19 protein-coding genes are annotated in these 25,338 nt (G+C 62.0%); 17 read left to right on the forward strand and 2 right to left on the reverse strand.

Annotated features, from left to right (window positions below):
• Nucleotides 1-68 precede the first annotated feature (68 nt).
• Nucleotides 69-1,097, reverse strand: a complete 1,029-nt coding sequence (locus NDI72_RS05675) for an Ldh family oxidoreductase (RefSeq protein WP_283799898.1) — start codon at nucleotides 1,095-1,097, stop codon at nucleotides 69-71.
• Between the two features lie 150 nt (nucleotides 1,098-1,247).
• Between NDI72_RS05675 and NDI72_RS05680 the strand changes: the two genes are divergently transcribed.
• From NDI72_RS05680 to NDI72_RS05750, 15 genes are all read left to right on the forward strand, one after another.
• Nucleotides 1,248-2,765, forward strand: a complete 1,518-nt coding sequence (locus NDI72_RS05680; protein WP_283799899.1) for an aldehyde dehydrogenase (NADP(+)) — start codon at nucleotides 1,248-1,250, stop codon at nucleotides 2,763-2,765.
• A 250-nt stretch (nucleotides 2,766-3,015) separates the two neighbouring features.
• Nucleotides 3,016-4,077: a TRAP transporter substrate-binding protein DctP gene (gene dctP / locus NDI72_RS05685; protein WP_222474002.1), complete on the forward strand. Its 1,062-nt coding sequence runs from the start codon at nucleotides 3,016-3,018 to the stop codon at nucleotides 4,075-4,077.
• 16 nt (nucleotides 4,078-4,093) lie between these two features.
• Nucleotides 4,094-4,615: a TRAP transporter small permease subunit gene (locus NDI72_RS05690; RefSeq protein WP_113152820.1), complete on the forward strand. Its 522-nt coding sequence runs from the start codon at nucleotides 4,094-4,096 to the stop codon at nucleotides 4,613-4,615.
• Between the two features lies 1 nt (nucleotide 4,616).
• Entirely contained in the window at nucleotides 4,617-5,930 is a 1,314-nt protein-coding gene (locus tag NDI72_RS05695; protein ID WP_113152819.1) for a TRAP transporter large permease, read from the forward strand.
• Between the two features lie 132 nt (nucleotides 5,931-6,062).
• Nucleotides 6,063-6,872 (forward strand): ABC transporter substrate-binding protein, encoded by an 810-nt coding sequence (locus NDI72_RS05700; RefSeq protein WP_113152818.1) that lies wholly within the window; start codon nucleotides 6,063-6,065, stop codon nucleotides 6,870-6,872.
• Nucleotides 6,873-6,930: 58 nt separating this feature from the next.
• Nucleotides 6,931-7,596 carry an amino acid ABC transporter permease gene (locus NDI72_RS05705; RefSeq protein WP_206544109.1) on the forward strand — a complete coding sequence of 222 codons (666 nt, stop codon included), beginning with the start codon at nucleotides 6,931-6,933 and terminating at the stop codon, nucleotides 7,594-7,596.
• 12 nt (nucleotides 7,597-7,608) lie between these two features.
• Complete coding sequence (locus tag NDI72_RS05710; RefSeq protein ID WP_206553660.1) at nucleotides 7,609-8,262, forward strand: amino acid ABC transporter permease; 654 nt, start codon at nucleotides 7,609-7,611, stop codon at nucleotides 8,260-8,262.
• Nucleotides 8,255-8,977 carry an amino acid ABC transporter ATP-binding protein gene (locus tag NDI72_RS05715; RefSeq protein WP_283799900.1) on the forward strand — a complete coding sequence of 241 codons (723 nt, stop codon included), beginning with the start codon at nucleotides 8,255-8,257 and terminating at the stop codon, nucleotides 8,975-8,977. The genes NDI72_RS05710 and NDI72_RS05715 overlap by 8 nt, the downstream gene beginning before the upstream one ends.
• Entirely contained in the window at nucleotides 8,978-10,207 is a 1,230-nt protein-coding gene (locus tag NDI72_RS05720) for an NAD(P)/FAD-dependent oxidoreductase (protein WP_283799901.1), read from the forward strand.
• Between the two features lie 2 nt (nucleotides 10,208-10,209).
• Nucleotides 10,210-11,211, forward strand: a complete 1,002-nt coding sequence (locus NDI72_RS05725) for a 4-hydroxyproline epimerase (protein WP_206553658.1) — start codon at nucleotides 10,210-10,212, stop codon at nucleotides 11,209-11,211.
• 13 nt (nucleotides 11,212-11,224) lie between these two features.
• A complete protein-coding gene (gene lhpI, locus NDI72_RS05730) occupies nucleotides 11,225-12,901 on the forward strand; it encodes a cis-3-hydroxy-L-proline dehydratase (RefSeq protein ID WP_283799902.1) in 1,677 nt (558 codons plus the stop codon).
• Nucleotides 12,902-12,926: 25 nt separating this feature from the next.
• On the forward strand, nucleotides 12,927-13,955 hold the full coding sequence (locus NDI72_RS05735; protein ID WP_206544105.1) for a trans-3-hydroxy-L-proline dehydratase: 1,029 nt from the start codon (nucleotides 12,927-12,929) through the stop codon (nucleotides 13,953-13,955).
• Between the two features lie 135 nt (nucleotides 13,956-14,090).
• The gene (locus NDI72_RS05740; protein WP_283799903.1) at nucleotides 14,091-14,465 is read left to right on the forward strand and encodes a hypothetical protein; all 375 of its coding nucleotides are present in this window, start codon (nucleotides 14,091-14,093) and stop codon (nucleotides 14,463-14,465) included.
• A 71-nt stretch (nucleotides 14,466-14,536) separates the two neighbouring features.
• Nucleotides 14,537-16,015: a multicopper oxidase family protein gene (locus NDI72_RS05745; protein ID WP_283799904.1), complete on the forward strand. Its 1,479-nt coding sequence runs from the start codon at nucleotides 14,537-14,539 to the stop codon at nucleotides 16,013-16,015.
• 389 nt (nucleotides 16,016-16,404) lie between these two features.
• Entirely contained in the window at nucleotides 16,405-16,848 is a 444-nt protein-coding gene (locus tag NDI72_RS05750) for a c-type cytochrome (RefSeq protein ID WP_206551856.1), read from the forward strand.
• Here the strand turns inward: NDI72_RS05750 and NDI72_RS05755 are convergent.
• A complete protein-coding gene (locus tag NDI72_RS05755; protein ID WP_113152807.1) occupies nucleotides 16,841-17,278 on the reverse strand; it encodes a YqaA family protein in 438 nt (145 codons plus the stop codon). The two genes, NDI72_RS05750 and NDI72_RS05755, sit on opposite strands and share 8 nt — an antisense overlap.
• 766 nt (nucleotides 17,279-18,044) lie before the next feature.
• Between NDI72_RS05755 and NDI72_RS05760 the strand changes: the two genes are divergently transcribed.
• Nucleotides 18,045-18,644, forward strand: coding sequence for a ribbon-helix-helix domain-containing protein (locus NDI72_RS05760; protein ID WP_283799905.1), 600 nt, complete (start codon nucleotides 18,045-18,047; stop codon nucleotides 18,642-18,644).
• Nucleotides 18,645-18,965: 321 nt separating this feature from the next.
• Nucleotides 18,966-25,187: a DUF5801 repeats-in-toxin domain-containing protein gene (locus NDI72_RS05765; protein WP_283799906.1), complete on the forward strand. Its 6,222-nt coding sequence runs from the start codon at nucleotides 18,966-18,968 to the stop codon at nucleotides 25,185-25,187.
• Nucleotides 25,188-25,338: the final 151 nt, after the last annotated feature.

The following is a 25,338-nucleotide window of genomic DNA, read 5'->3' on the forward strand; positions in this document are numbered from 1 at the left end:
AAAGCCCTCCCGGCTGGTTCCGGGAGGGCTTTTTTATCTTCGATGGAATGAAGGCTGCCCCTAAGGGGTTAGACCGCGTCCAGCCCCTGTTCGCGCAACCGCTCCAGCAGCGCCATCTCGTCTGCACTGAGGCGAATGCCTTCCGCGCGGGCCTTTGCCCTGGCCGCGAAACGGCGCTGCGATGGCAGGCGTGCGCCCTGTCCGGCAAACGCTTCGAACAGCACCTCCGCGCGCGCCATCGGGTCGCCTGCGCGTCCCTGTGCGAAGCGGGCGGGATCGAAGGCGAGGATCAGTTCGCCATGGGCGGGCGCGAGTGTGGTGGTGCCCAGGGCTTCCAGCGCCTCGGGGCTGGTCAGGTCGCCGATCATCACGCCGGCCAGCAGCTCGACCATGGTTGAGATGGCCGAGCCCTTGTGTCCGCCGAAGGGCAGCATTGCACCGGCAAGTGCTGCTTCCGGGTCGGTGGTCGGGTTGCCGTCCGGATCGATGGCCCAGCCCTCGGGCAGGGTTTTGCCGGCGCGTCGATGCAGCTCGATCTCACCGCGCGCGGCGACGCTGGTGGCGAAGTCGAATACATAGGGATCGCTGTCGCGGCGCGGCCAGCCGAAGGCAAACGGGTTGGTTCCCAGAAGCGGGGCGCTGCCGCCGGCGGGTGCGACGCTGGCATAGCTCGGGCACATGGCCATGGCGGCAAGGCCCAGTTCGGCCAGTGCCTCGACCTCCGGCCAGAGGGCCGCAAAATGCGTGCAGTCGTTGATGACGAGCGCGGCCAGCCCCATCGTGCGGGCTTTCTCCGCCAGCACCGGCGCGCCAAGCTCGAACGCGGCATTGGCGAAGCCGCCGCGCGCATCAACGCGAACAATCGCGGTCCCGTCGCTGGTCAGCGCCGGCTTGGCATCCGGCACGACCTTGCCGGCCTTGATGGTGCGCAGGCAGCCCTCGATGCGATAGACGCCATGCGATTTGCAGGCGTCGCGCTCACCCGCCACGATCACGCGCGTAACCGCTCCCGCATGAAGCGGTGACAGTCCTCCCTTGCGCAGGATCTCCTCGACGAGCTGTTCCAGTTCGCCGATGGCCAGCGTTGTTTCCGTCATAAAATGTCCTTTCCTCCGGTTGCTGGGTTGCAATCCTGTATACATATTGTATGCAGAAAGAGGCGGATGCAAGCCATGCAGCAGCAAAGACCTGCGGCTTTCCGACACCCTCGCGATGGACTGAAACCCACAGCAAGAAGGAGGGGACTCATGCCCTTCAAACCTCACGGCAAACACCTGATTGCAGGTGAATGGATCGCTGGCAGCGACACGTTCGAATCATCGCCCGCGCACGGTCCCAGCCATCACTATTCGGTGGGCACCGTCGATCTCGTGGATCGCGCGGTTCAGGCTGCCGAGCAGGCGTTCGAGACCTATTCGGCGACCTCGCGCGAACAGCGCGCCGTCTTCCTCGAGACCATCGCTGACGAGATCGATGCGCGTGGCGCAGACATCACCGAAATCGGAACGCAGGAGACGGGCCTGCCCGCCGGTCGGCTCGAAGGAGAGCGTGGACGCACGGTCGGCCAGCTTCGCCTGTTCGCCGATCACATCCGCAAGGGTGACTATCTGGACCGTCGGCATGATGCGGCTCTTCCCGATCGCCAGCCCGCTCCGCGCCCGGAACTGGTGATGGTGCAGCGCCCGATCGGGCCGGTCGCGGTGTTCGGCGCATCGAATTTCCCGCTCGCCTTCTCGACTGCCGGTGGCGACACGGCCGCCGCGCTGGCCGCAGGCTGCCCGGTCGTGGTGAAGGGCCATTCGGCGCATCCCGGCACCGGCGAGATCGTCGCCGAGGCGATCCTTGCGGCAGTTGAAAAATGCGGCATGCCCGCCGGCGTCTTTTCGCTCATCCAGGGCGGCGACCGCAAGGTTGGCGCCGCGCTCGTGCAGCACCCGCTGATCAAGGCGGTTGGTTTCACCGGCAGCCTTGCCGGCGGACGCGCCCTGTTCGATCTGTGCGCCGCGCGGCCCGAGCCGATCCCCTTCTTTGGCGAGCTTGGTTCGGTCAATCCGATGTTCGTGATGCCGGAGGCGCTTCAGGCGCGCGGCGAGGAAATCGGACGCGGCTGGGCCGGGTCGCTGACCATGGGGGCAGGGCAGTTCTGCACCAATCCCGGCATCGCTCTTGTCATTGATGGTGAAGCTGCCGACCGTTTCATCGCGGCCACCGCCGATGGGCTGAAGCAGATCGACGCGCAGGTGATGCTGACGGACGGCATCGCGCAGGCCTTCTGCTCTGGCCGTGATCAGATTGCGCAAAGCAGCGCCGCGCGCCCGGTCATGGTGACCGAGGCCGAGGGGCGCAGCGCCTCGCCGGCTCTCTACGAGACCACGGCGGCGGAGTTCCTCGAGAACCCGATGCTGCATCACGAAGTGTTCGGCCCGCTCGGCCTCGTCGTGCGTGCGGCTTCGGCTGAGGAGTTCGAGGCCATCGCGCGCGGTCTTGAGGGGCAGCTCACGGCGACGCTGCATATCGACGAAGCCGACATCGAGGCTGCGCAGGCGCTGCGTCCGATCCTTGAACGCAAGGCCGGTCGCCTGCTGGTGAATGGCTTCCCGACCGGTGTGGAAGTTTCCGACACGATGGTGCATGGCGGGCCTTATCCGGCCAGCACCAATTTCGGAGCGACCAGTGTCGGCACGCTGTCGATCCGGCGTTTCCTGCGGCCGGTCTGCTACCAGAACATGCCTGAGGCGCTGCTGCCGGAAGACGCGCGCGGCTGACCGCACTGCGGTTCAGGGAGCTTGGCTCCAATCGTCCTTGAAGGGGCGCGGTGTGCATCATGGATGCGCGCCGCGCCTTTTCTTTTTTGGGTTCAACCGGTTCCGCCGGCTTTCGGAACAGGGGGCGCGCGCCTTCAAAAATTTAATTATTTTTTTTGTCGACATGGAGAATTGAGTTTGTATAAATTTTGAGTGCATCCGTAGCCGGCTTTGGTTGGATGCCACCAAGAACGTCAAAGGAGGAGTTGATATGTTTCTTGATCTCAAAGGTTTGGCCTTTGCCGGAGCAGTGGCGCTGGCCGCCACGGCCGCACAGGCGCAGGAAGTGACTTGGCGCGTGCCGACCTCGGTGCCCGAAGGTTCTCCCTTCTATGTGAATTTCCTTGAGCGCTTTGCCGACAATGTCGACCGCCTGACGGATGGTGCTGTCGAGATCCAGCCATTCGGCGCGGGCATTCTCGTTCCGGCGCTTCAGGTCTATGACGGTGTGAAGGACGGCATTGTCGAGGCCGGCCACTCCACGCCGAGCTATCTCGTCAACCAGAACCCGGTGAATGCGATCTTCGCAGGCTTTCCGGGCGGCATGGGCCCCGAAGCCTATTCCACCTGGATCTTCGAAGGCGGTGGCCGTGAGAAGCTTTCCGAACTGCGCGCCGAAGAAGGCCTGAAGTCGCTTGTCGTCGGTATTGGTTCTTCCGAGATCATGGCGCACGCCAACAAGCCGATCAAAGGCGCTGCCGACCTCAAGGGCCTGAAATACCGCACATCCGGTCCCTGGGCCGAGGTGATGCGCGACTATTTCGGTGCGGTTCCGACCGTCGTGCCGCCGGGTGAAATCTACACGCTTCTGGAGCGCAAGGGCGTCGACGCCATTGAGTGGGGCCCGCCCTCGGGCAATCTGCCGGAAGGGTTCCATGAGGCCGCGCCGTATATCGTCGTGCCGGGCGTGCATCAGCCGACCTTCCTGTGGGAAGTGGTCGTCAAGCAGGAGACCTGGGACGCACTCGACGATGCCCTCAAGGCAAAGATCGAAGCTGCATCCGAGCTGACCACGATGCAGTCGCTGATCCATTTCTATGATCAGGACATGAAGGCGATGGAGACGCTTCGCTCCAGCAAGGCCGAGGTGATCGAGCTGGAACCTGCCTTCCAGCAGGAACTGTCCGATGCCGGGCGCGACTGGATCCGCAAGACCGCCGAAGCGCAGAAGGCCGACGGCAAGCCGCTCATGGCCGAGATCCTCGACGAGTACTTCGCCTATGAGAATCGCTGGGCGGAGCAGAGCGGCTATCTGATCCGCAACGGCAACTAGACGCGGGGAGGCGATCATGAAGAGCTTCCTGCTCTCCGTCGCAGACCGGATTTCCCTCGGGTTGAACTACATCGCGCAGGCGATGGTGCTGATCCTGATCGCCTCCATGCTTTATGAGGTGGTGGCGCGCTATGTCTTTGGCGCGCCGACGCTCTGGGCCTTCGATATCGCTTACATGAGCACGGGCGTGCTCTTCGTTCTCGGAGCGGCGCAGGCGCTGCGCGAAGACGCCCATGTGCGCATCGACTTCCTGTCGTCGCGCATGCCGGTGCGGGTGCGTGGCGCTATCGACGGTTTTGCCTTTCTTGCGGTGCTCTGCCCGGTCTTCACATGGCTGGCGCTGATCGCCGGCCAGCGTGCGCTGCGCGCCTGGCAGACCGGAGAGGTGGAGCATGTCAGCCCGTGGGCCCCGCTGATGTGGCCATTCTACAGCGCTCTGGCGATCGGCCTTGCCGCGCTGGCGCTGCAACTTGTCGCCGAGGGGCTGCGGGCGTTGACCGCACCGCGTAGCGACGACAGTTTCAAGATCGAGACCTGACATGCTGATTGCAGGACTTATGTTTCCGGCGCTGTTCGCGCTGATCCTGTTGGGCTTGCCCATCGCCTTTTCCCTGATCGTCGTGGCAGTCGGGGCAGGGCTTGCGGCCTTCGGCGAGGTGGCTTTCAACCAGCTTTACGGCTCGTTCTATTCCGCCTCGACGAATTTTATCCTGTCGGCGATCCCGATGTTCATTCTCATGGGCGCGCTGCTGGAGCGTTCGGGCATCGCCGAACGCCTGTTCCGTGTCATGAACCTGTGGCTTGCCCGCCTGCCGGGTGGACTGGCGCTGGCGACCGTCGCCATGGGCGCGATCTTTGCTGCTGCCGCCGGCGTTGTCGGCGCGGTCGAGGTGATGATCGGCATGATGGCGATCCCGGCAATGCAACGGGCGCGCTACGGCAACTCGCTGATCGCAGGCACGATCTGCGCCGGCGGCTCGCTGGGGACGATGATCCCGCCCTCCGTCATTGCCGTGATGTACGCTTCGCTCGCGCAGATGTCGGTGGGCAAGCTGCTCGCCGGCATGATGGTGCCCGGACTTTTGATGGTGGTCCTGTTCCTGGGCTACATCTTCATCCATGGCCTCATCAATCCGCCGCAGCCAGAGCCCGGTGATCCGGAAGAGGAAACGGTCGCGCTCGGAGAAAAGCTGTGGCTGACGGTCACGGTCATGCTGCCGGTGGTGCTTTTGATCCTTGCCGTTCTGGGATCGATCCTGGCCGGCATCGCGTCGCCGACCGAGGCAGCCGCAGTGGGTGCTGCCGGCGCATTGGCCCTTTGTGTTCTCAATGGGCGTTTCTCCGTGCCGATGCTGCGCGACGCGCTTGCGATCACGGTGCGGATTTCGGCGATGATCCTGCTGATCGTTGCAGCCGGCACGATGTTCATGGGAGCGTTCGCGGCCAATGGCGGCGCTCGGCTGATCCGCGAGTTCATCGACAGCGCCGGGCTTGGCCCGACAGGAATGATCATCTTCTTCCTGCTGGTGGTCTTCGTCCTTGGCTTCGTTCTGGACTGGACCGCGAACGTGCTGATCTGCGTGCCGCTTTTCACGCCCTTCATCCGTGCGGCCGGTATTGATCCGGTGTGGTTTGCGACGCTGGTGCTGATCGTCATCCAGACCGGATATCTGACGCCACCCATGGCATCGTCGATCTTCTACCTGAAATCGATCGCGCCGCCGGGCATGACCTATGGCCAGATGTGCCGTGGCGTTCTGCCCTTTATCGCCCTGCAGGTTCTGACCCTGCTGCTGGTCGCTTCCTTCCCCGCGCTCGCCACATGGCTTCCCGACAGGATCGTGGGATTCTGACAAAAAATGGAAAATTTTTTCTGTCGGCAATAAATATGCAAATTGTATTTTTGTAGGTTTTGTGATTGCCTGCACTGGTTTCAGCCGCGCTGCGTGCCGGCCGGCTGAAACTCAAAAACCTGGGAGAGAGACATGAACTTCAAGATTATCGCTGGCGGCCTGATGGCTGCCGCCATGGTTGCTGGCCCGGCAAAAGCCGACAAGCTGGACGACATCATCGCCTCCGGCACGCTGCGCTGTGCGGTGGTGCTGGACTTCCCGCCCATGGGCTCGCGCGATGAGAACAACGAGCCGATTGGCTTCGACGTCGACTATTGCAACGACCTTGCCAAGGCGCTGGGCGTCGAGGCCGAGATCGTCGAAACCCCGTTCCCCGACCGCATTCCCGCACTCGTTTCGGGCCGTGCGGATGTGGGTGTCGCCTCGACGTCCGACACGCTTGAGCGCGCCAAGACGGCGGGCTTCACCATTCCCTACTTCGCCTTCACCAATGTTGTCCTGACCCGCGATGGCACCGAGATCGACGGTTATGAATCGCTCAAGGGCCGCACCGTCGGATCGGTTGCCGGCACCTATGAGGCCATCGCTCTGGAAGAGGACATCAAGAAGTGGGGCGAGGGCGGCAGCTTCCGTCCCTACCAGTCGCAGGCCGACGTGTTCCTCGCGCTGTCGCAGGGCCAGATCGACGCCACTGTCGTGACCTCCACGGTTGCCTCCTCCATCGTGGAGAGCGGCCGCTATGAGGGCCTGACCATTGGCGGCGACGCGCCTTACCTGCCCGACTATGTGTCGCTGATCACGCTGCGCAGCGAATACGGCCTGCTGAACTATCTCGACCTGTTCATCAACCAGCAGGTGCGCACGGGCCGTTACGCGGAACTCTACGACAAGTGGGTCGGCAGCGAAGCACCGGACCTGACGGTCAACAAGGTCTACCGCTGATCCGGGAAGGGGGGGCTTTGCGCCCCCCGCCCAATACGGACACAAAGCGGAGCGCAGGATGTTCGATTACACCTTTCAATGGCGGCAGGCCTTTCGTGCCCTGCCGCAGATGCTGGACGGTGCGCTTGTAACGATGCAGATCGCGGTTCTGTCGATGGTGATCGGCATAACCATTGCGGTGCTTCTGGCGGTGGCGCGCAACTCCGGTTCAAAATGGCTGCAATGGCCGGCCATGGCCTGGGTTGAGGTGGCGCGCAACACGCCCGCCCTGTTTCAGATCTACATGGCGCATTTCGGCCTCGGTTCCTTCGGTATCTATCTCAGCCCCTTCGTCGCGCTTCTGGCCGGCATCACCTTCAACAATGCCGGATATCTGTGCGAGACCTTTCGCGGCGCGCTGCGGGCGATCCCCGACACGCAGGTGCGCGCGGGCCGCTCGCTCGGCATGGGGCAGGCCAAGGCGTTTCGCCTGATCGTGATGCCGCAGATGTTTCGCATCGCGTTTCTGCCGACCACCAACCAGATGGTCTGGGCGATCCTCATGACCTCGCTCGGTGTGACCGTCGGCATGAGCACCGATCTGACCGGTGTGACGCAGGATCTCAACGCACGCACCTTCCGCACCTTCGAGCTCTTCGCTCTGGCGGCCGTGCTTTACTACTGCATCGCCAAGGCCGTGATGTTCGCAGCGCGGCTCGTCGCCTGGCGCCTGTTCCGGTATTGAGGAGGAAAGGCGATGTTTGAAACCTCTCTGAGCTTCAACGACATTCTGTTCCTGATCAAAGGTGCAGGCGTCACGCTGTCGATTACCATTCTGGCGGTGGTCGGGGGCACGCTTCTGGGTCTGCTGTTCGGTGTCCTTCGAAGCCATGTCAGCCCTTGGCTCACCCTGCCGCTGGTCTTCGTGCTCGACATTTTCCGCTCGGTCCCGCTGCTTATCCAGCTGATCCTCGCAAACGCCTTTCAGGCCATTGCGGGACTGCAACTCTCGCCCTTCGTCACCTCCTGCGTGGTGCTGGCGCTCTACACCTCGGCCTATTGCACCGAGATCGTGCGTGGCGCGATCGATGCAGTGCCGGTGGTGACGCGCCGGGCGGCGCGTTCGCTGGGGCTGAGCTGGGGACAGGACATGACGCAGATCGTCTTTCCGATGGCGCTGCGCGTGGCCCTGCCAAGCTGGATCGGTCTCACCCTGGGGGTGATGAAGGACAGCGCCCTGGTTCTGTGGCTCGGCATCATCGAATTGCTGCGCGCCAGCCAGATCCTCGTAACGCGCCTGCAGGAGCCCATGTTCATCCTGCTCATTACCGGCGCGATCTATTTCGCCCTGAGTTTTCCCATCGCCCGCCTGGGAGGCCGGCTGGAGAAAAGGTGGCAAGAGAATGATTGAGATTGAAAACGTTCACAAATCCTTCGGCGCGCTGGAGGTTCTGAAAGGCATCAACCTGACCGTCGACAAGGGCGAGGTGGTGTCGGTGATTGGCGGTTCCGGTTCCGGCAAGTCGACGCTTCTGACCTGCATCAACGGGCTGGAGCCCATCGACAGCGGGCGCATCCTCGTTGACGGCACGGAGGTGCACGCCAAGACAACGGACCTGAACCTCTTACGCCGCAAGATCGGCATCGTGTTCCAGCAGTTCAACGCGTTCCCGCATCTCACGGTTCTGGAAAACGTCACGCTCGCGCCGCGCAAGGTGAAGGGCATGTCGCGCCGCGACGCCGAGGAGATCGCCGTTCAGCAGCTGAGCCATGTCGGCCTCGCCGACAAGCTGAAGGTCTATCCCAACCGGCTCTCGGGCGGGCAGCAGCAGCGCATGGCAATCGCCCGTGCGCTGGCCATGTCGCCCGACTACATGCTGTTTGACGAAGTGACCTCCGCACTCGACCCCCAGCTTGTGGGTGAAGTGCTGGACACGCTGAAAATGTTGGCAGACGATGGCATGACCATGATCTGTGTGACCCACGAGATGAGCTTTGCTCGCGACGTGTCGAACCGGGTCGCGTTCTTCCACAAGGGCATCATGGCCGAGATCGGCCCGCCCGAGCAGATTTTTGGTGATGCGCAGCATGAAGAGACACGCAATTTCCTTTCGAGTGTACGCTGAATGAGCAGGCCTGAGGTTGTCGTCGTCGGGGCCGGGGTCATCGGCCTTTCGGTTGCACTGGCGGCGCAGGCGCGCGGCCTGAAGGTTCAGGTGATCGACCGTGAAGGGCCGGCGGCGGGTGCGTCCGCCGGCAATGCCGGGGCATTCGCCTTTCCCGACATCCTGCCTCTGGCCTCACCGAGGATCATTCGCCAGGCCCCGAAATGGCTGCTCGATCCGCTCGGGCCGCTGAGCATCCGGCCGGGATATGCGCTGCGCATCGCGCCCTGGATGCTGCGTTTCTGGCGGGCGAGCTGGCCGGCACAGGTGCGCGCCTCCATCGTCGCGCAGACGGCGATGATGCGCCGCGCGCAGGAAACGCTCGATCCTTTCCTTGAGCGGGCTGGCCTGACCGGCATGCTGCGCCGCGAGGGGCAGTTGCAGGTCTATGAAGGCGCGCGCGAGTTTCGCGCTTCGCTGTCCGGCTGGCAGGCGCGCGAGGCCGCGGGCATTGCTTTCCGTCATCTTGAGGGCGACGAGATCGCCGAATATCAGCCGGGGCTCTCGCCGCGCTTCACTCACGCCACCTTCACGCCGGGCTGGGCGACCATAGACGATCCGAAGGATTACACGCTGGCGCTGGCCGAGCGGTTTCGCGCCGATGGCGGCGAGATCGAGATTGCCCAAGCGCAGGCATTGATACCGGGTGGCGTGCGCACCACCGCCGGTGACCGGATGGGCCTTGTCGTTCTGGCAGCCGGCGCATTCTCGCATCGTCTGGCGCGCACCGCCGGGGTGCGCATCCCGCTGGAGACGGAACGCGGTTACAACACCACCTTTCCCGGCGGTGGGTTCGACCTGCGCATGCACATCACCTTCGGCGGACATGGCTTCGTGATTTCGCGCCTGCGCTCGGGCCTGCGCGTCGGTGGCGCGGTGGAGCTTGGCGGGCTCGACCTGCCGCCAAACTATGCGCGCGCCGAAGCGATGCTGAAAAAGGCGTCCGCGTTCCTGCCGGGTCTGGACATTTCCGGCGGCAGGCAGTGGATGGGCTTCCGGCCCTCGCTGCCCGACACGCTGCCGGCCATCGGCCCGCTGCCGGGCCGTCCGGATGTGATCTGCGCTTTCGGTCACGGTCATCTGGGGCTGACCCAGTCGACCGGCACGGCCGATATCGTGGCCGATCTTTTGACGGGGCAGGAGCCCGGCATCGACATTGCGCCATTCTCGCCGGCGCGTTTTACGAGGTAGACATGACCCAGTACACTTTTCCCTGCATCGACGGCCACACCTGCGGCAATCCGGTTCGTCTGGTGACAGGGGGCGCGCCGATGCTGCGTGGCGCGACCATGCTGGAAAGACGTGCGCATTTCCTGGCCGAATATGACTGGATCCGCACCGGCCTGATGTTCGAGCCGCGCGGGCATGACCAGATGTCCGGCGCGATCCTCTATCCGCCGACACGCGAGGATTGCGACGTGGCGGTTCTCTTCATCGAGACGTCGGGCTGCCTGCCCATGTGCGGTCACGGCACCATTGGCACGGTCACCATCGCGCTGGAGAATGGCCTGATCCGCCCGCAGACGCCGGGCGAACTGCGGCTGGAAACGCCGGCTGGCCGCGTTGATGTCACCTATCGCCAGGAAGGCCGCTTCATCGAGGAAGTGCGGCTGACCAATGTGCCCGCCTTCCTTTATGCCGAAGGGCTTTCCGCCGAGGTGGAAGGGCTTGGCGAGATCGTCGTTGACGTTGCCTATGGCGGCAATTTCTACGCCATTGTCGAGCCGCAAAAGAATTTTCGCGACATGGCCGACTTCACTGCCTCCGAGCTGATCGGCCTGAGCCCGAAACTGCGTGCGGCGCTCAATGCGAAATATGAGTTCGTTCACCCCGAGCATCCGGCGATCAACGGTCTGAGCCACATTCTGTGGACTGGCGCGCCGCGCGATCCCGAGGCCCATGCGCGCAATGCGGTCTTCTATGGCGACAAGGCCATCGACCGTTCGCCCTGTGGCACCGGCACGTCGGCCCGCATGGCGCAGCTCGCCGCAAAGGGCAAGCTCAGGCCCGGCGATGATTTCGTGCATGAAAGCATCATCGGTTCGCTGTTTCGCGGTCGTGTCGAGCGGGCGACGCAGGTGGCCGACCGCGCGGCAATCGTTCCGTCGATTGCCGGCTGGGCGCGGGTGACCGGCTTCAACACACTCTTCATCGACGATCGCGACCCGTTCGCGCACGGCTTTGTTGTTACCTGATCGGCGCGAACCAATGGGAAAGCTCATTCTGTCTGCCGTGGCCGAGGGGCCGGTGCTCGCCTTCTCCGAGGGCATGAGCTTCTGGGGCGGCGTCGATCCGGCCACTGGCCGTGTGATCGACGCGCATCATCCGCTGTGTGGCGAGACCATAGCCGGCAAGGTGGTGCTCATGCCGACGAGCCGTGGCTCGTGCACCGGCAGCGGCGTGCTGCTGGAACTCGTGCTCAATGGCCACGCGCCGGCAGCGCTGGTCTTCCGCGAGGCGGAGGACATTCTGACGCTTGGCGCGCTGATTGCCGCGCGCATGTTCGACAGGCCGCTCTCCGTTGTGCGGCTGGGGCCGGCGGACTACGACGCGCTTGCGGCCGCACCATTTGCGCGGATCGATGCAGATCGCATTGAGGCCGGCGCGCTGTCGGTGCCGTTGAAACCTCTCGACAGCGCCGATCTCGTGTTGGGCGACGACGACCGGGAGATGCTCTCCGGCGGGCAGGGCGCTGCAGCACAGTTGGCCATGGAGATGATCTGCACCATGGCGGCGAGCCAGGGCGCGGAAGGGCTGGTGGATGTCACGCGCGGCCATATCGATGGCTGCATCTATGCCAGCCCCGCAAATCTGCGATTTGCCGAGGCGATGGTGAAGCTTGGCGCGCGGTTGCGCATTCCCACCACGATGAACGCGATTTCCGTCGATTTCGCAAACTGGCGCGCGCAGGGCGTTTCGCCCGATTTCGGACAGCCGGCGGCGCGTCTGGCGCAGGCCTATGTCGACATGGGCGCACGCCCCAGCTTCACCTGTGCGCCCTATCTTCTGCCGGAAGCGCCGGGTGAGGGCGAGGCCATCGCATGGGCCGAATCCAACGCGGTGATCTACGCCAACAGTGTTCTGGGCGCACGCACGGTCAAACACCCCGATTTTCTCGATCTGTGCATTGCGCTGACCGGTCGCGCCCCGCTTTCCGGCGTTTATCTCGACGATAACCGCGCCCCGCGCCGCGTGATCCATGTGGATGTGCCCCATGGATATGACGATGCGCTCTGGCCCTTGCTTGGCTGGCTGGCCGGGCGGCTTTCGCCGGACCGCATTCCACTCCTCACGGGGCTGGAGAGCACCAACCCGTCCGAAGACGATTTGAAGGCGCTGTGCGCCGCGTTCGGCACGACCTCGGCCGCACCCATGCTGCATGTGGCTGGCGTCACGCCTGAGGCGGACGGACCTGTGGCGGCGGATGCCGACAGCGCGCGTATCGGCTCCGCCGATCTGGTCGGTGCGTGGCAGACCTTCAATGCCGGCGGCGAGCAGGTCGATCTGGTGGCCTTTGGCAGTCCGCATTTTTCGTTCGCCGAGTGCGCGGCGCTGGCGCAGCTTCTCGATGGCCATGTCTGCCACGCCGACACGGCGGCGATTGTCACGCTGGGGCGTGATGCGCTGGCGCAGGCCAGAGAGGCGGGTGTCATCGCCCGGCTTGAAGCCTCGGGCGTGCAGGTGGTGGCGGATCTGTGCTGGTGTTCGATCTCCGAGCCGGTTTTCCCACCGAAGGCCCGCACGCTGATGACCAATTCCGGCAAATACGCCCATTACGCACCCGGCCTTTCCGGGCGCAGCGTCCGGTTCGGCTCTCTGCGCGACTGCGCAGAAGCTGCGGTGAGTGGTCGGGCGCGCACGGCGCTTCCCGACTGGCTCGCCTGACACTTTATGCAAAGGAGACGATGAGATGCGCAGCAGCAAGACGGTTCACGTCATTTCCGCCCATGCCGAGGGCGAGGTGGGTGACGTGATCGTGGGCGGCGTCACGCCACCGCCGGGCGACACGCTGTGGGAACAGAGCCGGTGGATCGCGCGGGACGAGACGCTGCGCAATTTCGTTCTGAACGAGCCGCGGGGAGGCGTCTTTCGCCATGTGAACCTGCTTGTGCCGCCGAAAGACCCGCGCGCCGACGCTGCCTTCATCATCATGGAGCCGGAAGACACGCCGCCCATGTCCGGCTCGAACTCAATCTGCGTCTCCACGGTGCTGCTCGATGGCGGCATTCTGCCGATGACCGAGCCGGTCACCGAGCTGGTGCTTGAAGCGCCGGGTGGTCTGGTGCGGGTGCGGGCCGAGTGCGCCAATGGCAAGGCGCAGCGCATTTTCGTGCAGAACCTGCCGAGCTTTGCCGCACGGCTCGATGCGCCGCTGGAAGTGGAAGGCCTTGGCACGCTCAGCGTGGACACGGCCTATGGCGGCGACAGTTTCGTCTTCGTGGATGCGCAGGCGCTCGGCTTTTCGCTGAAACCGGACGAGGCGCATGATCTGGCGCGGCTTGGCGTGAAGATCACCGCCGCCGCCAATGAGGCGCTGGGGTTCCATCATCCGGAAAACCCGGACTGGCGGCATATTTCGTTCTGCCTTTTCGCCGGCCCTGTCGAGCGCGATGCGGACGGTCTGCGCGCAGGCGCTGCGGTGGCGATCCGCCCTGGCAAGATCGACCGTTCGCCCACCGGCACTGCGCTCAGCGCCCGCATGGCGGTTCTGGCGGCGCGTGGGCAAATGGGGCCACAGGACCGGCTGACGGCTGTTTCGCTGATCGGCTCGACCTTCACCGGCCGCATTCTCGGCGAGACCCGTGTGGGCGACGTGCCGGCCATCCTGCCGGAAATTTCCGGGCGTGGCTGGGTCACGGGCATTCACCAGCACATGCTGGACCCCGACGACCCCTGGCCCGGCGGCTACCGCCTCTCCGACACCTGGGGCGCACGATAAGCCAACTCCTCGCGGGCCGTTTGAAGCGCCACGCAGACATGATGCATGGTGGAGTGCACCCGCGTGCCGACGGGGAGCGTGTGCTGCATTGTGCCGCAGCTCTCCAAGACATGATTTCCTGATGCTGACAAACCCATGGCGACCCTCTATCCAGTCGCCATGGTTCGAATCCTGATGATCATTGCTACGGTGCTTTCGCTTTCCGCTGTGCTCTTTACGGCGCAGGCGCATGAGGCCGGCATGATCGGCGGGGCCGGTTACAGCGCACACTCTCAGCACGTGGAAGACATCTCGTCATCGAAGGCTTCTTGCGGCGGCGAAGAGAAGCATGAAGCCGACATCGGCCTGTGTGAGTTCATCTGCGCCGGGGTGTCGGTGTTGCCATCGCTTGAGCGTATCGCGCTGAACGAAGCGACCCGGCGGGGGAAATATCTCCGTTCTCCAGACGAAACTCTGCCTTCAACGACACCTGGGTCGAATTACCGACCTCCCATATTGCGTCTCCTCTGAACACGCGGCGGGCCAGCCTGCCGCGATCCTTAGAAGCTTTGAATGGGACAGGTCGTCCCAAGGTGACGCATATGAAAACGTTTTCCAGACGCGGTTTTCTGACCGCAAGCGCAGCCATGCTCGCTGCATCCCGGTTTCCGACCCGGGCCCACGCCCAACAGGCGCCTGCTTTGGGGCTTTCTGCGGCCAGCCGCACGCTTGATATCAACGGACGCGCAGCCACGGTCTTCGGCCTTGCCGGTCCTGAAGGACAAGGCTTGACTCTTGATCCCGGCCAGCCTTTCCGTGTGGATCTGACCAATGAGCTTGAGGTTCCGACCATTGTCCATTGGCACGGTCAGATTCCGCCGAATGTTCAGGACGGGGTGCCTGACATGCCGCAACCCCTGCTCACTCCCGGCGAAACACGCAGCTTTGATTTCGCGCCTCTACCTGGAACCCATTGGATGCACAGCCATGTGCCAATGCAGGAAATGCAGTTGCTTGCTGCGCCTTTGATCGTGCGCCGGCCGGAAGACGTGGCTGCAGACCGGCAAGAAGCGGTTCTCTTTCTGCATGATTTTTCCTTCAAGGCACCCGAAGAGGTGATGGAAGAAATCCTTCGTGGCCATGGTGGCAAGCACGGAAACGGCGACGCCGATGCAATGTTGGGTATGGACCACAGCGGAATGGATCATGGCGCGGGAGCCATGGGCGATATGTCTGACAATATGGGTTCGATGGATATGAGCGCCATGGACCTTAATGACTATGACTGGGATGCCTATCTCGCCAACGACCGCACCCTGTCCGATCCTGAAATTGTTCAGGTGGAAAAGGGCGGTCGCGTGCGGCTCCGCATCATCAATGGAGCATCTGCCACCGTCTTCTGGATCGACACGGGTGCGGTCGAGGGGCGGCTCGTTGCGGTGGATGGACATGAGGTGCAGCCGGTCGCGGGCTCCCGCTTCGGCGTGGCCATGGGCCAGCGGCTCGACATTGAAATCGATCTGCCGAATGAGGGCGGTGCGTGGCCTGTTCTCGCACGCAGAGAGGGCGCGCGCGAGCGCACCGGCATCGTGCTTGCAACATCGGGCGCCGCCGTCAAAAAGATAAGCTCTCTGGCGGAAACGGAGGCCCCTGCCTTCGATATCGATCTGGGACAGGAAGCCCGTCTGCGGGCCATCGATACATTGCCGGCCCGTGAGGCGGATCGCACCCATATGGTTATGCTTGGCGGTTCCATGCAGCCCTATGTTTGGACCATCGATGGCGCTACCTGGGGCGGGCATCGGCCGATACAGGCGACCAGCGGTCAACGAGTGGAACTAATGTTCCACAACATGTCGATGATGGGTCATCCGATGCATTTGCATGGTCATGCCTTCCAGGTTGTTGGCATCAACAACCGCCGCTTTGCGGGCGCGCGGCGCGATACGGTCTATGTGCCACCAATGTCCATGGTCACAGTGGCTCTGGATGCGGGGGAGACCGCGAACTGGATGCTGCATTGCCATCACATGCCTCATCTCGAGTCGGGCATGATGACCGAGTTCAGGGTGACCGCGTGAGTGCCTCATGAACCGCACCCGGCGGGCCGTCAGCAAATGGTCGCCTGCCGGCTCCATAGCATGATGAAGCCTGCCACATATGGCGCAGCGGCTTCAGGTGGCGGCTGCCAGAGTGACGTTTCAACCTGATGGTTGATCGCGATAGCCACGGGGAGTGTCCCGTGGCTATTTTTAAAACAGGCGGCTCTTGATGAACCATTCGACCGGACACGCGATAAAGACGCAATCTGTCCGTGGCATGGCCCTGTCGTCGGTCCTGGCATTCAAATGAAGGACGTCCAATGAACAAGAGAAACACGGTCTTATTGGCGGTGCTCGCAGCCGGTGTCGGTGCCGCTACGATCTGGGGACGCGGCGATCCGGGCGGGTCCGCCACGACAACGTAAACGGTGGTGAACGTCACCCTCCCGGATACCTTTTCAGGGGCCGCGCTTATGGGGCAAAGGGCGTTCAACTCGACCTGCGCTGCCTGCCATGGGGCCAATGCCGCTGGAAGTGATGCCGGCCCGCCGCTGGTTCACCGAATTCATGAGCCATCACATCATGGAGACGAGGCGTTTGAACTCGCCGTCAAGAATGGTGTGCGGGCGCATCACTGGAAATTTGGAAACACGCCTCTTCAGCCGGGGCTCGCCGATGCCGATCTGAGCGCTGTCATTGCCTATGTGCGCGAGCTTCAGCGTGCAAACGGGATTGACTGGATCGAGCTGACGGATGACCTCTCGGGACCCGAACCAGCGCCGATGCGCCAATCTGTTCAGCTCATCCGGGTTCGAGCGGCAAAATGCCTGAGTTCGGGCATTCGCCAGGGACCGGGAGCGGAAGTTACATGAGATTCATTGTCGCTGCGGTGAGCGCCAGATATCGTCCAGTTTTAGCAATGGTGACAAGCACGAGGAACACAGACAGCGGCTCTTTCATTATTCCAGCGGCCAGCGTCAGTGGATCTCCGATGATCGGCATCCAGCTCAACAGCAGAGACCATCTTCCGTATCGACGATACCATCGCTGCGCACGCTGAAGCGCTTTTTCGGATACTGGAAACCATCGCTTGTCGCGGAACCGCTCGATGCTGCGTCCGAGCACCCAGTTAACGAACGATCCCGCCACATTGCCGAAGCTTGCCGCAGCCACCAGTGCCCAGACCGCGTGGGAATCGGTGAGTAGCAGGCCGACAAGAGCAGCCTCTGACTGCATCGGAAACAGAGTGGCCGCTGCAAAGGCGCTGAGGAACAGCCCCAGATAAACCGTAAGAATGCCCAAACGTCTCCCCACAACCGCAAGTGATGGGATCCTGCTCCCACATGTGCGCGAGGTTCCAGAGCCCAAGGGAATTCTGTTCCATAAAGCTCGTCAATATTGCTTGCTTGTTTGGAATGGTAGCGGAGGAGGGATTGGAACCTCCAATCCTTCTAAGTCATTGATTTTCGCAATCAAATATCTGACATTCGCGTTCAGTGATCTTGTACGGTCGTACCGGGAGTCGAAAAAACTGTCAAGTGATCGACCGCATGGCGCAACGATAACTGGCCGCCGAGATCATTCTCGAAAGGTTCACTGGCGGTTCCTGCTGCATCAAAAATGGTTCCTGAATAACCGTATGACACTCGGACGGTTCCGAAAGGTAAGGCCAGCCGCCGTCAACACATCGTGCGATGGTAATCTGCACCAGCGGAAAATCTGGCCCAGTGAACTTCGTTGCGTCGGGCAACAGGTGCACTGTTACGTCCCGTGCATGGGGCGCTGATCATTGCCGGTGGCATTTTGGGTTGTTCGGGATATCATTTGGCGGATTGGGTCAGTGATAGGCACCCTGTCGCGCTTGAAATTGCTTCAAGAAGAGGGGGCGTGCCCGGATGTTTATGGACTATCTCACAAGCGAAGGGCTAGCTCTTCTCAATCATGCGCAAACAAGTTGGCAACGCCACCCATATTGATATGATTGTAGGTAGGGGGGGGCATTCGCGCTTGACTGGAGAATTCGGAAAAGAAGAAGCTGAATGAAACGCTTTGGGGGCGGTGCGCGACGATGAACGATGATCACAAATTAAATGAGAAATGGGCCCTCGCGCCGCGCTTTCGCTTGGTTCGGGTAGGCGGGAAACGTCGCGGAATACGTTTGGAAGAAGTCTATTGGGAGGCCCTTGATGATCTTGCCGCTTCCAGAGACGAACCCCTTGGAGAGGTCATTGCTCAGTGTGAGGGCCGCTTAAATGAAGGTGCCAATCTTACTTCCGCCCTGCGTGTAGAAGCGGTAAAGTATCTGCGCAATGAGCGCGAAGCTATCCGGTCCGTTAGCGAACTGAACGCGGTAGAAAATCAGGTCCAAGCCTGCCCAACACCCTGCTTTGCGCTTTCGGATGATAAGCGTCTGATCGCACAAAATCCGGCATTCATTCATTTTGTGCAGACGCGGTTTCCGTTACACAAGGCTGATCAAGGCGTGCACTTATCCCTTGCCATGCCGTTTGCCGAACTGATCGATAGGCTGAAGGCCGAAGGAACTGGTTTGGCGACGGTTGGCTTCGTCATTGGGGTTGCCGGACAAACGGTCCGTGGGCAGCTCAACGCAATTTTGGCCTCCATGACAGATAGGGATGCTATCATCGCTTTTGTTTTACCCAATTGACGGCTGAGACCGTGAACGAAAATGGTCACGATGACTGGTTCCCCGTAGATGATCGTTGTATCGATGGAGGGGAGAGTGTTTTATCTGAAAGTCTGTTCTGGACCTTGGGTTTTAACGTTCTTCGTCCGCTCGGCTTTTGGCTTCATGGCCTAGTATCGGTGCGATCGAAGAAGAAGTGATATATAATATTATTTCACCTCATTAACCAAGTTAAATTTATTTCTATTTTGTATATCTGATTATATCAATTGAAGCTCCCTAGCATTGTCTGTTGATGATTGCCGTGCTTGATTTTTAGAAAATCGAACATGGGGGTTTGTCATGGCCAATCATAAGTTCACGGGTGGTACGATCACATCTGGCAAGGGGATGCCTTCGTCAGTTGGTGATGAGAATGCATCCTCTGTCTTATTGGCCCAAGATGCCCAAGAGCCGGTTCCAGTGGATCCGGCAACGACCGAGTCGGATGGGCAACCTGATGCGCAAGTGCCCGCTGCGTCCCTTCCAGCTGAGCTGGCGGCTGATGCAGGCAATGTTGTACGCCTTCCGCAGGGTGTCTCGATCGACGAGATCAGGCTCGACGGGAACAATCTGGTTCTCGTGCAGCCCGATGGCTCCACCGTCACCATTCTCAATGCCGCTCTTAAGGTGCCCACTTTCCTGATTGGCGATGTGGAAATTCCCGAACTCGCACTCGCAGCTGCTCTTCAGGCAAACGGCATCGACGTCGCTGCCGGCCCCGATGGCGCGCTGACCGTGGTGTCGGCTGCCTCCCAGAGCAGCGGCGGCGGCTTCAATACCCCGAATGGCGATATCGGCGATGCCGGTCCCGTGATCGATCTGCTGCCTCCCACGGCATTGCAGTTCGGTACGCTGGAGCGGCGTGAGCTGTTCCCCTCTCTCAACAATGGCACACCGACTGTTGGCAAGAATGATGCGGCTTTGCTCGACGACGATGCACTTTTCGGGGGTAACCCTGGTGGCCTTGGTGATGACCCTGACGCAGTAAATGCCAGTGGTAGGCTCAATTTTGACTACGGCACAGACGGGGTTGGATCCGTAATTTTGTCCGGTACGGTGTTGCCGGCCGGGTTCACCTCGGTCATCTCGGGCGGTGGTACCGTCCTGACCATCAGCCAAGACGGAACGCCCGTTCTGCAGGTCTCCCTCACGGACACGACCAGCGGCAATTATACAGTGACGCAGCTGGCGCCGATTTCCCATCCAACGCCTGGGGCGTTGGAGGAGAACGTCGATTTCACCGTCCAGTACACGGTGACCGATGGCAATGGCGACAGCGTGGACGGCACGCTGGATATCAATGTCGACGATGACATGCCGACACTGAGTGTCGAGCCCGATGTGCGCTCCACGGCCAACGGTTTGCCGGCATTCGAGGTCGATGAGACGGAGAATGGCAATACGAGCGATCGCTACAATACCGGCGAGAGCGAAGAGGGCGTCAACAACAACACGGACGATGTGCTGGGCGATCCAACCATTCTCGGTCGGGTCCAGAGCACCTACACTGACGGACTTGCGGGCTTCTTCAACGTCGGCGGAAGCTATGGCGCCGACGGAGCGGGTACACTCACCGGCTCGTTCACCTTCTCCGGCATTTCCGTCGGCTCGCCGATCGCAACCAATCTCGAGGCGACAGATGGAGGTGCGATCTCCTTGATCTATGTCTCGCCGACCCAGATAAATGGGATCGACACCGACGGTGATACCGTCTTCACACTCGAGATCGTCGATATTGGCGGTGGCGTTTCCCAGCTGCAGAACACGCTCTATGAAGCGATCAAGCACGACGCGGATGATCTTTTTGACGGGCAGGAGATTCTGCGCACGCAGGGCCTCGATGACGTCAATATCCAGTATGAGGTGACACGTGTCGATTCAGATGGCGACCCGGTTACCGAGGCCGCCGAGATCAGCCTCATAAATAATGATTTTTCGCCATTTGTGTTCGATGATGATGGGCCGACGGCGGTCTTGGAATTGACCGATTCCCCGACACTCATTGTCGACGAGACCCCTGGTGCTCAAAATCCTGACGATTCCGCACCTTTGACAGCGATCAGCCAGAGCCTCGGTCAGGCGACCATTCTCGCCTCGGCACTGTTCACCGACAGCTCGGTTTACGGTTCGGACGGCGCATCGACGACGGTCGATCCGAGTTTCAGCTTCAACATCGTCAGCGATGACACGGGACTGACCGATACACAAAGTGGCCTTGATGTGACGCTGGTTGATGTCGGCGGTGTCATTCACGGCGTCATCAGTGAAGGCACGATCGAACAGGAAACGGTGTTCACTCTTTCGGTGAACGGCGACGGTGACGTGTCGCTGACCCAGTATCGGGCAGTTTATCACGATGCCAATCCGGGTAGCATCGCGGAGGCGCATGACGAAAGCCTGACACCGGAAATGCTCGCGAGCGGCGCGCTGGAACTGGTCATGACCATCACCGATGGTGATGGTGATCAGGATTCGGCCAGTGTCGATCTGGGCGGCGTGATCGGATTTGAGGATGACGGCCCGAGCGCGGTTGACGACGTGGCGACGCAGGGTGCGGAGAACACGGCGTTCACGATCGACGCGTTCGACAATGACGTGTTCGGCGCCGACGGGGTGGACGTCGACAATGATCCTGCGGTGAAGGTGACGTTCACGCAGCCGGCCTCTGGCGTGGTGAGCTATGACGCGGCCACGGGCCTGTTCACTTACACGCCGAATGCGGGTGCCGGCAGCGACGGGAACACGTCGGACAGCTTCACCTACACGATCGAGGATGGTGACGGGGATGTGTCGACGGCGACGGTGTCCGTGACTTTGCAGCCGGATTCGGTTCCGGTGGTGAAGCTTGCCGAGTCCGCGACGGTTGACGAGGACGGGTTCGCCTTTGCCAATGCGGACGCGCCGACGGGTCTTGAAACGGATTCGACGGAATCGCTCGAGGACACGAAGTCGATCACGGTCGACTTCGGCAACGACGTTCCGGCGGCTCTGGACGGGTCTCTTGTGCTGAACGACACGACTGGCCTCGACGGCCAGCTGGTGACGCTGGATGATGATGATGTCGTGTTCGCGCTCGAGAGCGGTGTCCTGGTCGGCCGTTCGGCGGGCGACAATAGCGAGGTGGTCCGCATCGAGGTGCTGACCGGCGCGACGGCATCGGGCAGCGAGGTGACCTACGATTACAAGGTGACGCTGAGCGCGCCGGTTCGTCATCCCGGCAACCACACTGAGGACAGTGTGACGCTGTCGGGCGTGTCGTTCACGGCGACGGATAGCGACGGCGATCCGGTCCCCGTCACGGTTGACGTGACGGTGGTCGACGATGTTCCGAGCGCGGTTGACCCCCAACACGCCATCGTGGGCAACGCCGCGGGCGCCCCGCTAGTATTTTACCTGGATAACGACGGGGATGTCACCGACAATTACGGTGCCGATGGTGCCGGCAGCCTGCGGTTTGCCTCGTCGCTCGACGATCATGCAAGCGGCCTGACATCGGGCGGCCAACCGATCAGCTATCATTTGAACGGCGATGGGACGGTGCTCGAGGCAAGGACCGGCGGCGAGGACGGAACCATCGTTTTTACTGTCACCCTCAATCCCGCGTCCGGTACCTACACGGTCGATATGGATGGCACCGTCGACAGTCTCACGACTGTCGATTTCCAGGACAGCGAATACGACCCGATCGGCGGCAATACTGCATGGTTCGGCTTCGCATCGGATGAAACCGACAGCGCGGATCTTCTTTTGACGCCGATCCCTGCTGATAGCAGCGTGAATACCAACGACAATCTGATCGGTGTAGGCGTTGGCAATTCCGTCGGGTTCGGGGACGGGGTTCGTCTCGACTTCGTGCGGGATCTGTCCGGCACGCCCAACAACGGTGATTATGACGATCCGGGCAATCAGAACCACGGTTTCGACCAGCACTACCGGGTCAACGGCGCCTCGGTTCTGTTCGACGCCATCACGGGCGGCGGTGGGACTCCGCAATCGACGGTGCGCATCAAGGCGTTCGACGATAACGATACGGGCCCGACATTGACGCAGGTGGGCGACGGAACGCAGGATTCCGTGCGCGGCATCGCGATCTCCTTCGGTTCGGAGACGCTGCTGGTGTCCTATTCGGCCGGCGTACAGACCGTCGAGGTCGGCGGGCGCAGCTTCACGGTGAGCTTCGTCGACAACACTTCCGAGGCGGGGATCCAGTATGAGGCCGTCATTGGCGGCGTCGTGTCCGGAACCAACGTCGCCGTGTACACCAATTCGGGCTACAACAGCCTCGAGGTGCTGCACGAGAGCGGCCAGCCCTTCAAGCTGGGAGAGTTCGGGACGTCTGTGGTGTCCACGGATCCCGTAGATTTCAGCCTGCCGATCGTGATCACCGACGGCGACGGCGATACGGCGGAAGGGGCCATCGACATCACCCTTTCGGCACCACCTGTGTTCATCGTCGGATCGAATGAGGGTGACACGGGCGGTTCGACGGACAACCACGCCGTTCCCAATCCCGCCGGAGACATCGAGGGTGCGATCACCGCCGGCGGCGGGGACGACACGATATTTGGCGATCCGGGCGCCGTGACGATCACGCCCGGCCAGACTGCGAACATCATCCTTGTCCTCGACAGTTCGGGCAGCATGAGATCGAACATCTCCTTCGACGGCGGCTCGGTGTCGCGCATGCAGGCCCTCAAGGACGCGGTGAACGACCTGCTTGATTCGCTGGGCAATTCCGGCGCCGCGCAAATCCGGGTCAACATCGTCGACTTCGACAGCGACGGTCAAAGCCTCGGCGTGTTCGATATCGTCCTCAACGGAGACGACAACGCCTCCGCCATCGCGGCGGCCAAGGCGGCGGTCAACGGCATGGGGCAGGGCGGCGGCACTAACTACGAGGATGCCCTTGCAACCGCCTTCTCGTGGATCGGGTCCTCCGGGTCCAACCAGCCGATCGCCAATGCGGATCTCAACAAGGTGCTCTTCGTGTCCGACGGCGAACCGACGGCCTGGAACTCGGGATCGGGTGGCTCGACCAGTTTCTCGAACATCACGAGCGCCATCAATGAGATGCTGGGTGCGGACGGCACCAATGAGGTGCAGCAGATCACCGGCGCCGGCTGGAGCATCGACGCCATCGGCATCGCACTAAGCAACACGGCATCCGAGGCCGATTTCGACAGTTCTGCTACATATGATGCGAACACGGGTAGCGGCAGTTCGAACAATGACACCGCGTATATTCTCGATGACGACAATGGCGTGGAGATCGCGCAGGTCTCGGCCTGGTCCTCGCAGTCCACGTCGATCGGTAATCTTGTCGACGTCGAATCGGCGGGTTCCGGTTCGAGCAGGCGCTTCGGTGTCGAAGGCGGGGCGCCCGGCCTCAACGTCGGGGAGGTCCTCCGCTTCGATTTCGGGCTGGGCACGGACTACGATGGCGGTGGCAACTACTCGACCGGCGGCTTCAACGGCACACCGGTGACCGGCGCCCGCTTCGATTTCCTTGATTTCGGCTCCTCGCAGCAGTCGACGATCGAGTACACGATCCACTACACCGACGGGACGTCGGAGGTTCGCAGCCATTCGTTCGGCAGCGATGATTCCAACAATCACGACATCGACGCGCCCGACGGCAAGTTCATCGAGTACATCGCGTTCACGGCGATGGCCACCGAAAGCGCGGGCTATATCAGGCTGGACCATGTGGTCCGTCCGACGCCGCTCGAGATCCTCGACATGGTCGAGGGGCCCGGTGGCAACGCGCAGAACGTCACCACGGCAGAGGAACTGAGCGATGCGATCGGCAATCTCGGCGGATCGACCGATCTTGCCGCAGCGGGCAACGACCTGATCGACGGCGGTGCCGGCAACGATCTCATCTTCGGCGACTCGCCCTTCACCGACGATCTCGCCACGGCGCGCGGCCTGTCGCTGCCCGCCGGATCGGGCTGGAAGGTGTTCCAGATGCTGGAGGCGACCCCGTCGCAGAACTGGACGCGGGCCGACACGCTCGACTACATCCGCAACAATCAGGCCGAGCTCGGCAGGGAGAGCGGGCGAACGGATGGCGACGATGTGATCGACGGCGGTGCCGGCAACGACATCATCTTCGGCCAGGAAGGCGACGACCTGCTGATCGGCGGCGAGGGAGCGGATATCCTCTACGGCGGCACGGGCGAGAACACCTACGACCTCACCGAGGCCGTCGCCGCTATCGACACGGTGGTGATCGACCCGGCCGCCCTCACCAACCTCAACCCCGAAGAGATCATCGGTTTCGGAGCGGAGGACGTGGTCGACCTCACCGAACTGGTTTCGCTCTCGACCACGTCTGGCGACGATGTCGATGATTTCGTCCGGCTCAACCCCGGCGACGGCAAAGAGCTGCAGGTGGATGCGGACGGAACCGCCGGCGGCGACGACTGGGTAACAGTCGCCACCTTCGACGTGCCGCAGACCCTGGCCTCCATCAAGATCCTCTATGACGATGATGGCAGTGACACTTCGGACACAGTCTGAGTGAAATGACAGAACATGCGGCCGCCATCGCGTGGCCGCATGTTCGATAATGCGCCGGGAACCGTGTAATTTCCCGGCCAGGGAACACAACACACCACAGGCGGCGACGCCACGGGGGACTTATGAAGAAGCTTACTTTGGGGCTTGCTGT

This window comes from Nitratireductor sp. GZWM139 (assembly GCF_030068685.1).
Lineage (GTDB): Bacteria > Pseudomonadota > Alphaproteobacteria > Rhizobiales > Rhizobiaceae > Nitratireductor > Nitratireductor aquimarinus.

Excerpts from the sequence above, each read along its gene's own strand:
- NDI72_RS05675 (WP_283799898.1), bottom strand. The coding sequence starts at position 1,097 with ATGACGGAAACAACGCTGGCCATCGGCGAACTGGAACAGCTCGTCGAG.
- NDI72_RS05680 (WP_283799899.1), top strand. The coding sequence starts at position 1,248 with ATGCCCTTCAAACCTCACGGCAAACACCTGATTGCAGGTGAATGGATC.
- dctP (WP_222474002.1), top strand. The coding sequence starts at position 3,016 with ATGTTTCTTGATCTCAAAGGTTTGGCCTTTGCCGGAGCAGTGGCGCTG.
- NDI72_RS05690 (WP_113152820.1), top strand. The coding sequence starts at position 4,094 with ATGAAGAGCTTCCTGCTCTCCGTCGCAGACCGGATTTCCCTCGGGTTG.
- NDI72_RS05695 (WP_113152819.1), top strand. The coding sequence starts at position 4,617 with ATGCTGATTGCAGGACTTATGTTTCCGGCGCTGTTCGCGCTGATCCTG.
- NDI72_RS05700 (WP_113152818.1), top strand. The coding sequence starts at position 6,063 with ATGAACTTCAAGATTATCGCTGGCGGCCTGATGGCTGCCGCCATGGTT.
- NDI72_RS05705 (WP_206544109.1), top strand. The coding sequence starts at position 6,931 with ATGTTCGATTACACCTTTCAATGGCGGCAGGCCTTTCGTGCCCTGCCG.
- NDI72_RS05710 (WP_206553660.1), top strand. The coding sequence starts at position 7,609 with ATGTTTGAAACCTCTCTGAGCTTCAACGACATTCTGTTCCTGATCAAA.
- NDI72_RS05715 (WP_283799900.1), top strand. The coding sequence starts at position 8,255 with ATGATTGAGATTGAAAACGTTCACAAATCCTTCGGCGCGCTGGAGGTT.
- NDI72_RS05720 (WP_283799901.1), top strand. The coding sequence starts at position 8,978 with ATGAGCAGGCCTGAGGTTGTCGTCGTCGGGGCCGGGGTCATCGGCCTT.
- NDI72_RS05725 (WP_206553658.1), top strand. The coding sequence starts at position 10,210 with ATGACCCAGTACACTTTTCCCTGCATCGACGGCCACACCTGCGGCAAT.
- lhpI (WP_283799902.1), top strand. The coding sequence starts at position 11,225 with ATGGGAAAGCTCATTCTGTCTGCCGTGGCCGAGGGGCCGGTGCTCGCC.
- NDI72_RS05735 (WP_206544105.1), top strand. The coding sequence starts at position 12,927 with ATGCGCAGCAGCAAGACGGTTCACGTCATTTCCGCCCATGCCGAGGGC.
- NDI72_RS05740 (WP_283799903.1), top strand. The coding sequence starts at position 14,091 with ATGGCGACCCTCTATCCAGTCGCCATGGTTCGAATCCTGATGATCATT.
- NDI72_RS05745 (WP_283799904.1), top strand. The coding sequence starts at position 14,537 with ATGAAAACGTTTTCCAGACGCGGTTTTCTGACCGCAAGCGCAGCCATG.
- NDI72_RS05760 (WP_283799905.1), top strand. The coding sequence starts at position 18,045 with ATGAACGATGATCACAAATTAAATGAGAAATGGGCCCTCGCGCCGCGC.
- NDI72_RS05765 (WP_283799906.1), top strand. The coding sequence starts at position 18,966 with ATGGCCAATCATAAGTTCACGGGTGGTACGATCACATCTGGCAAGGGG.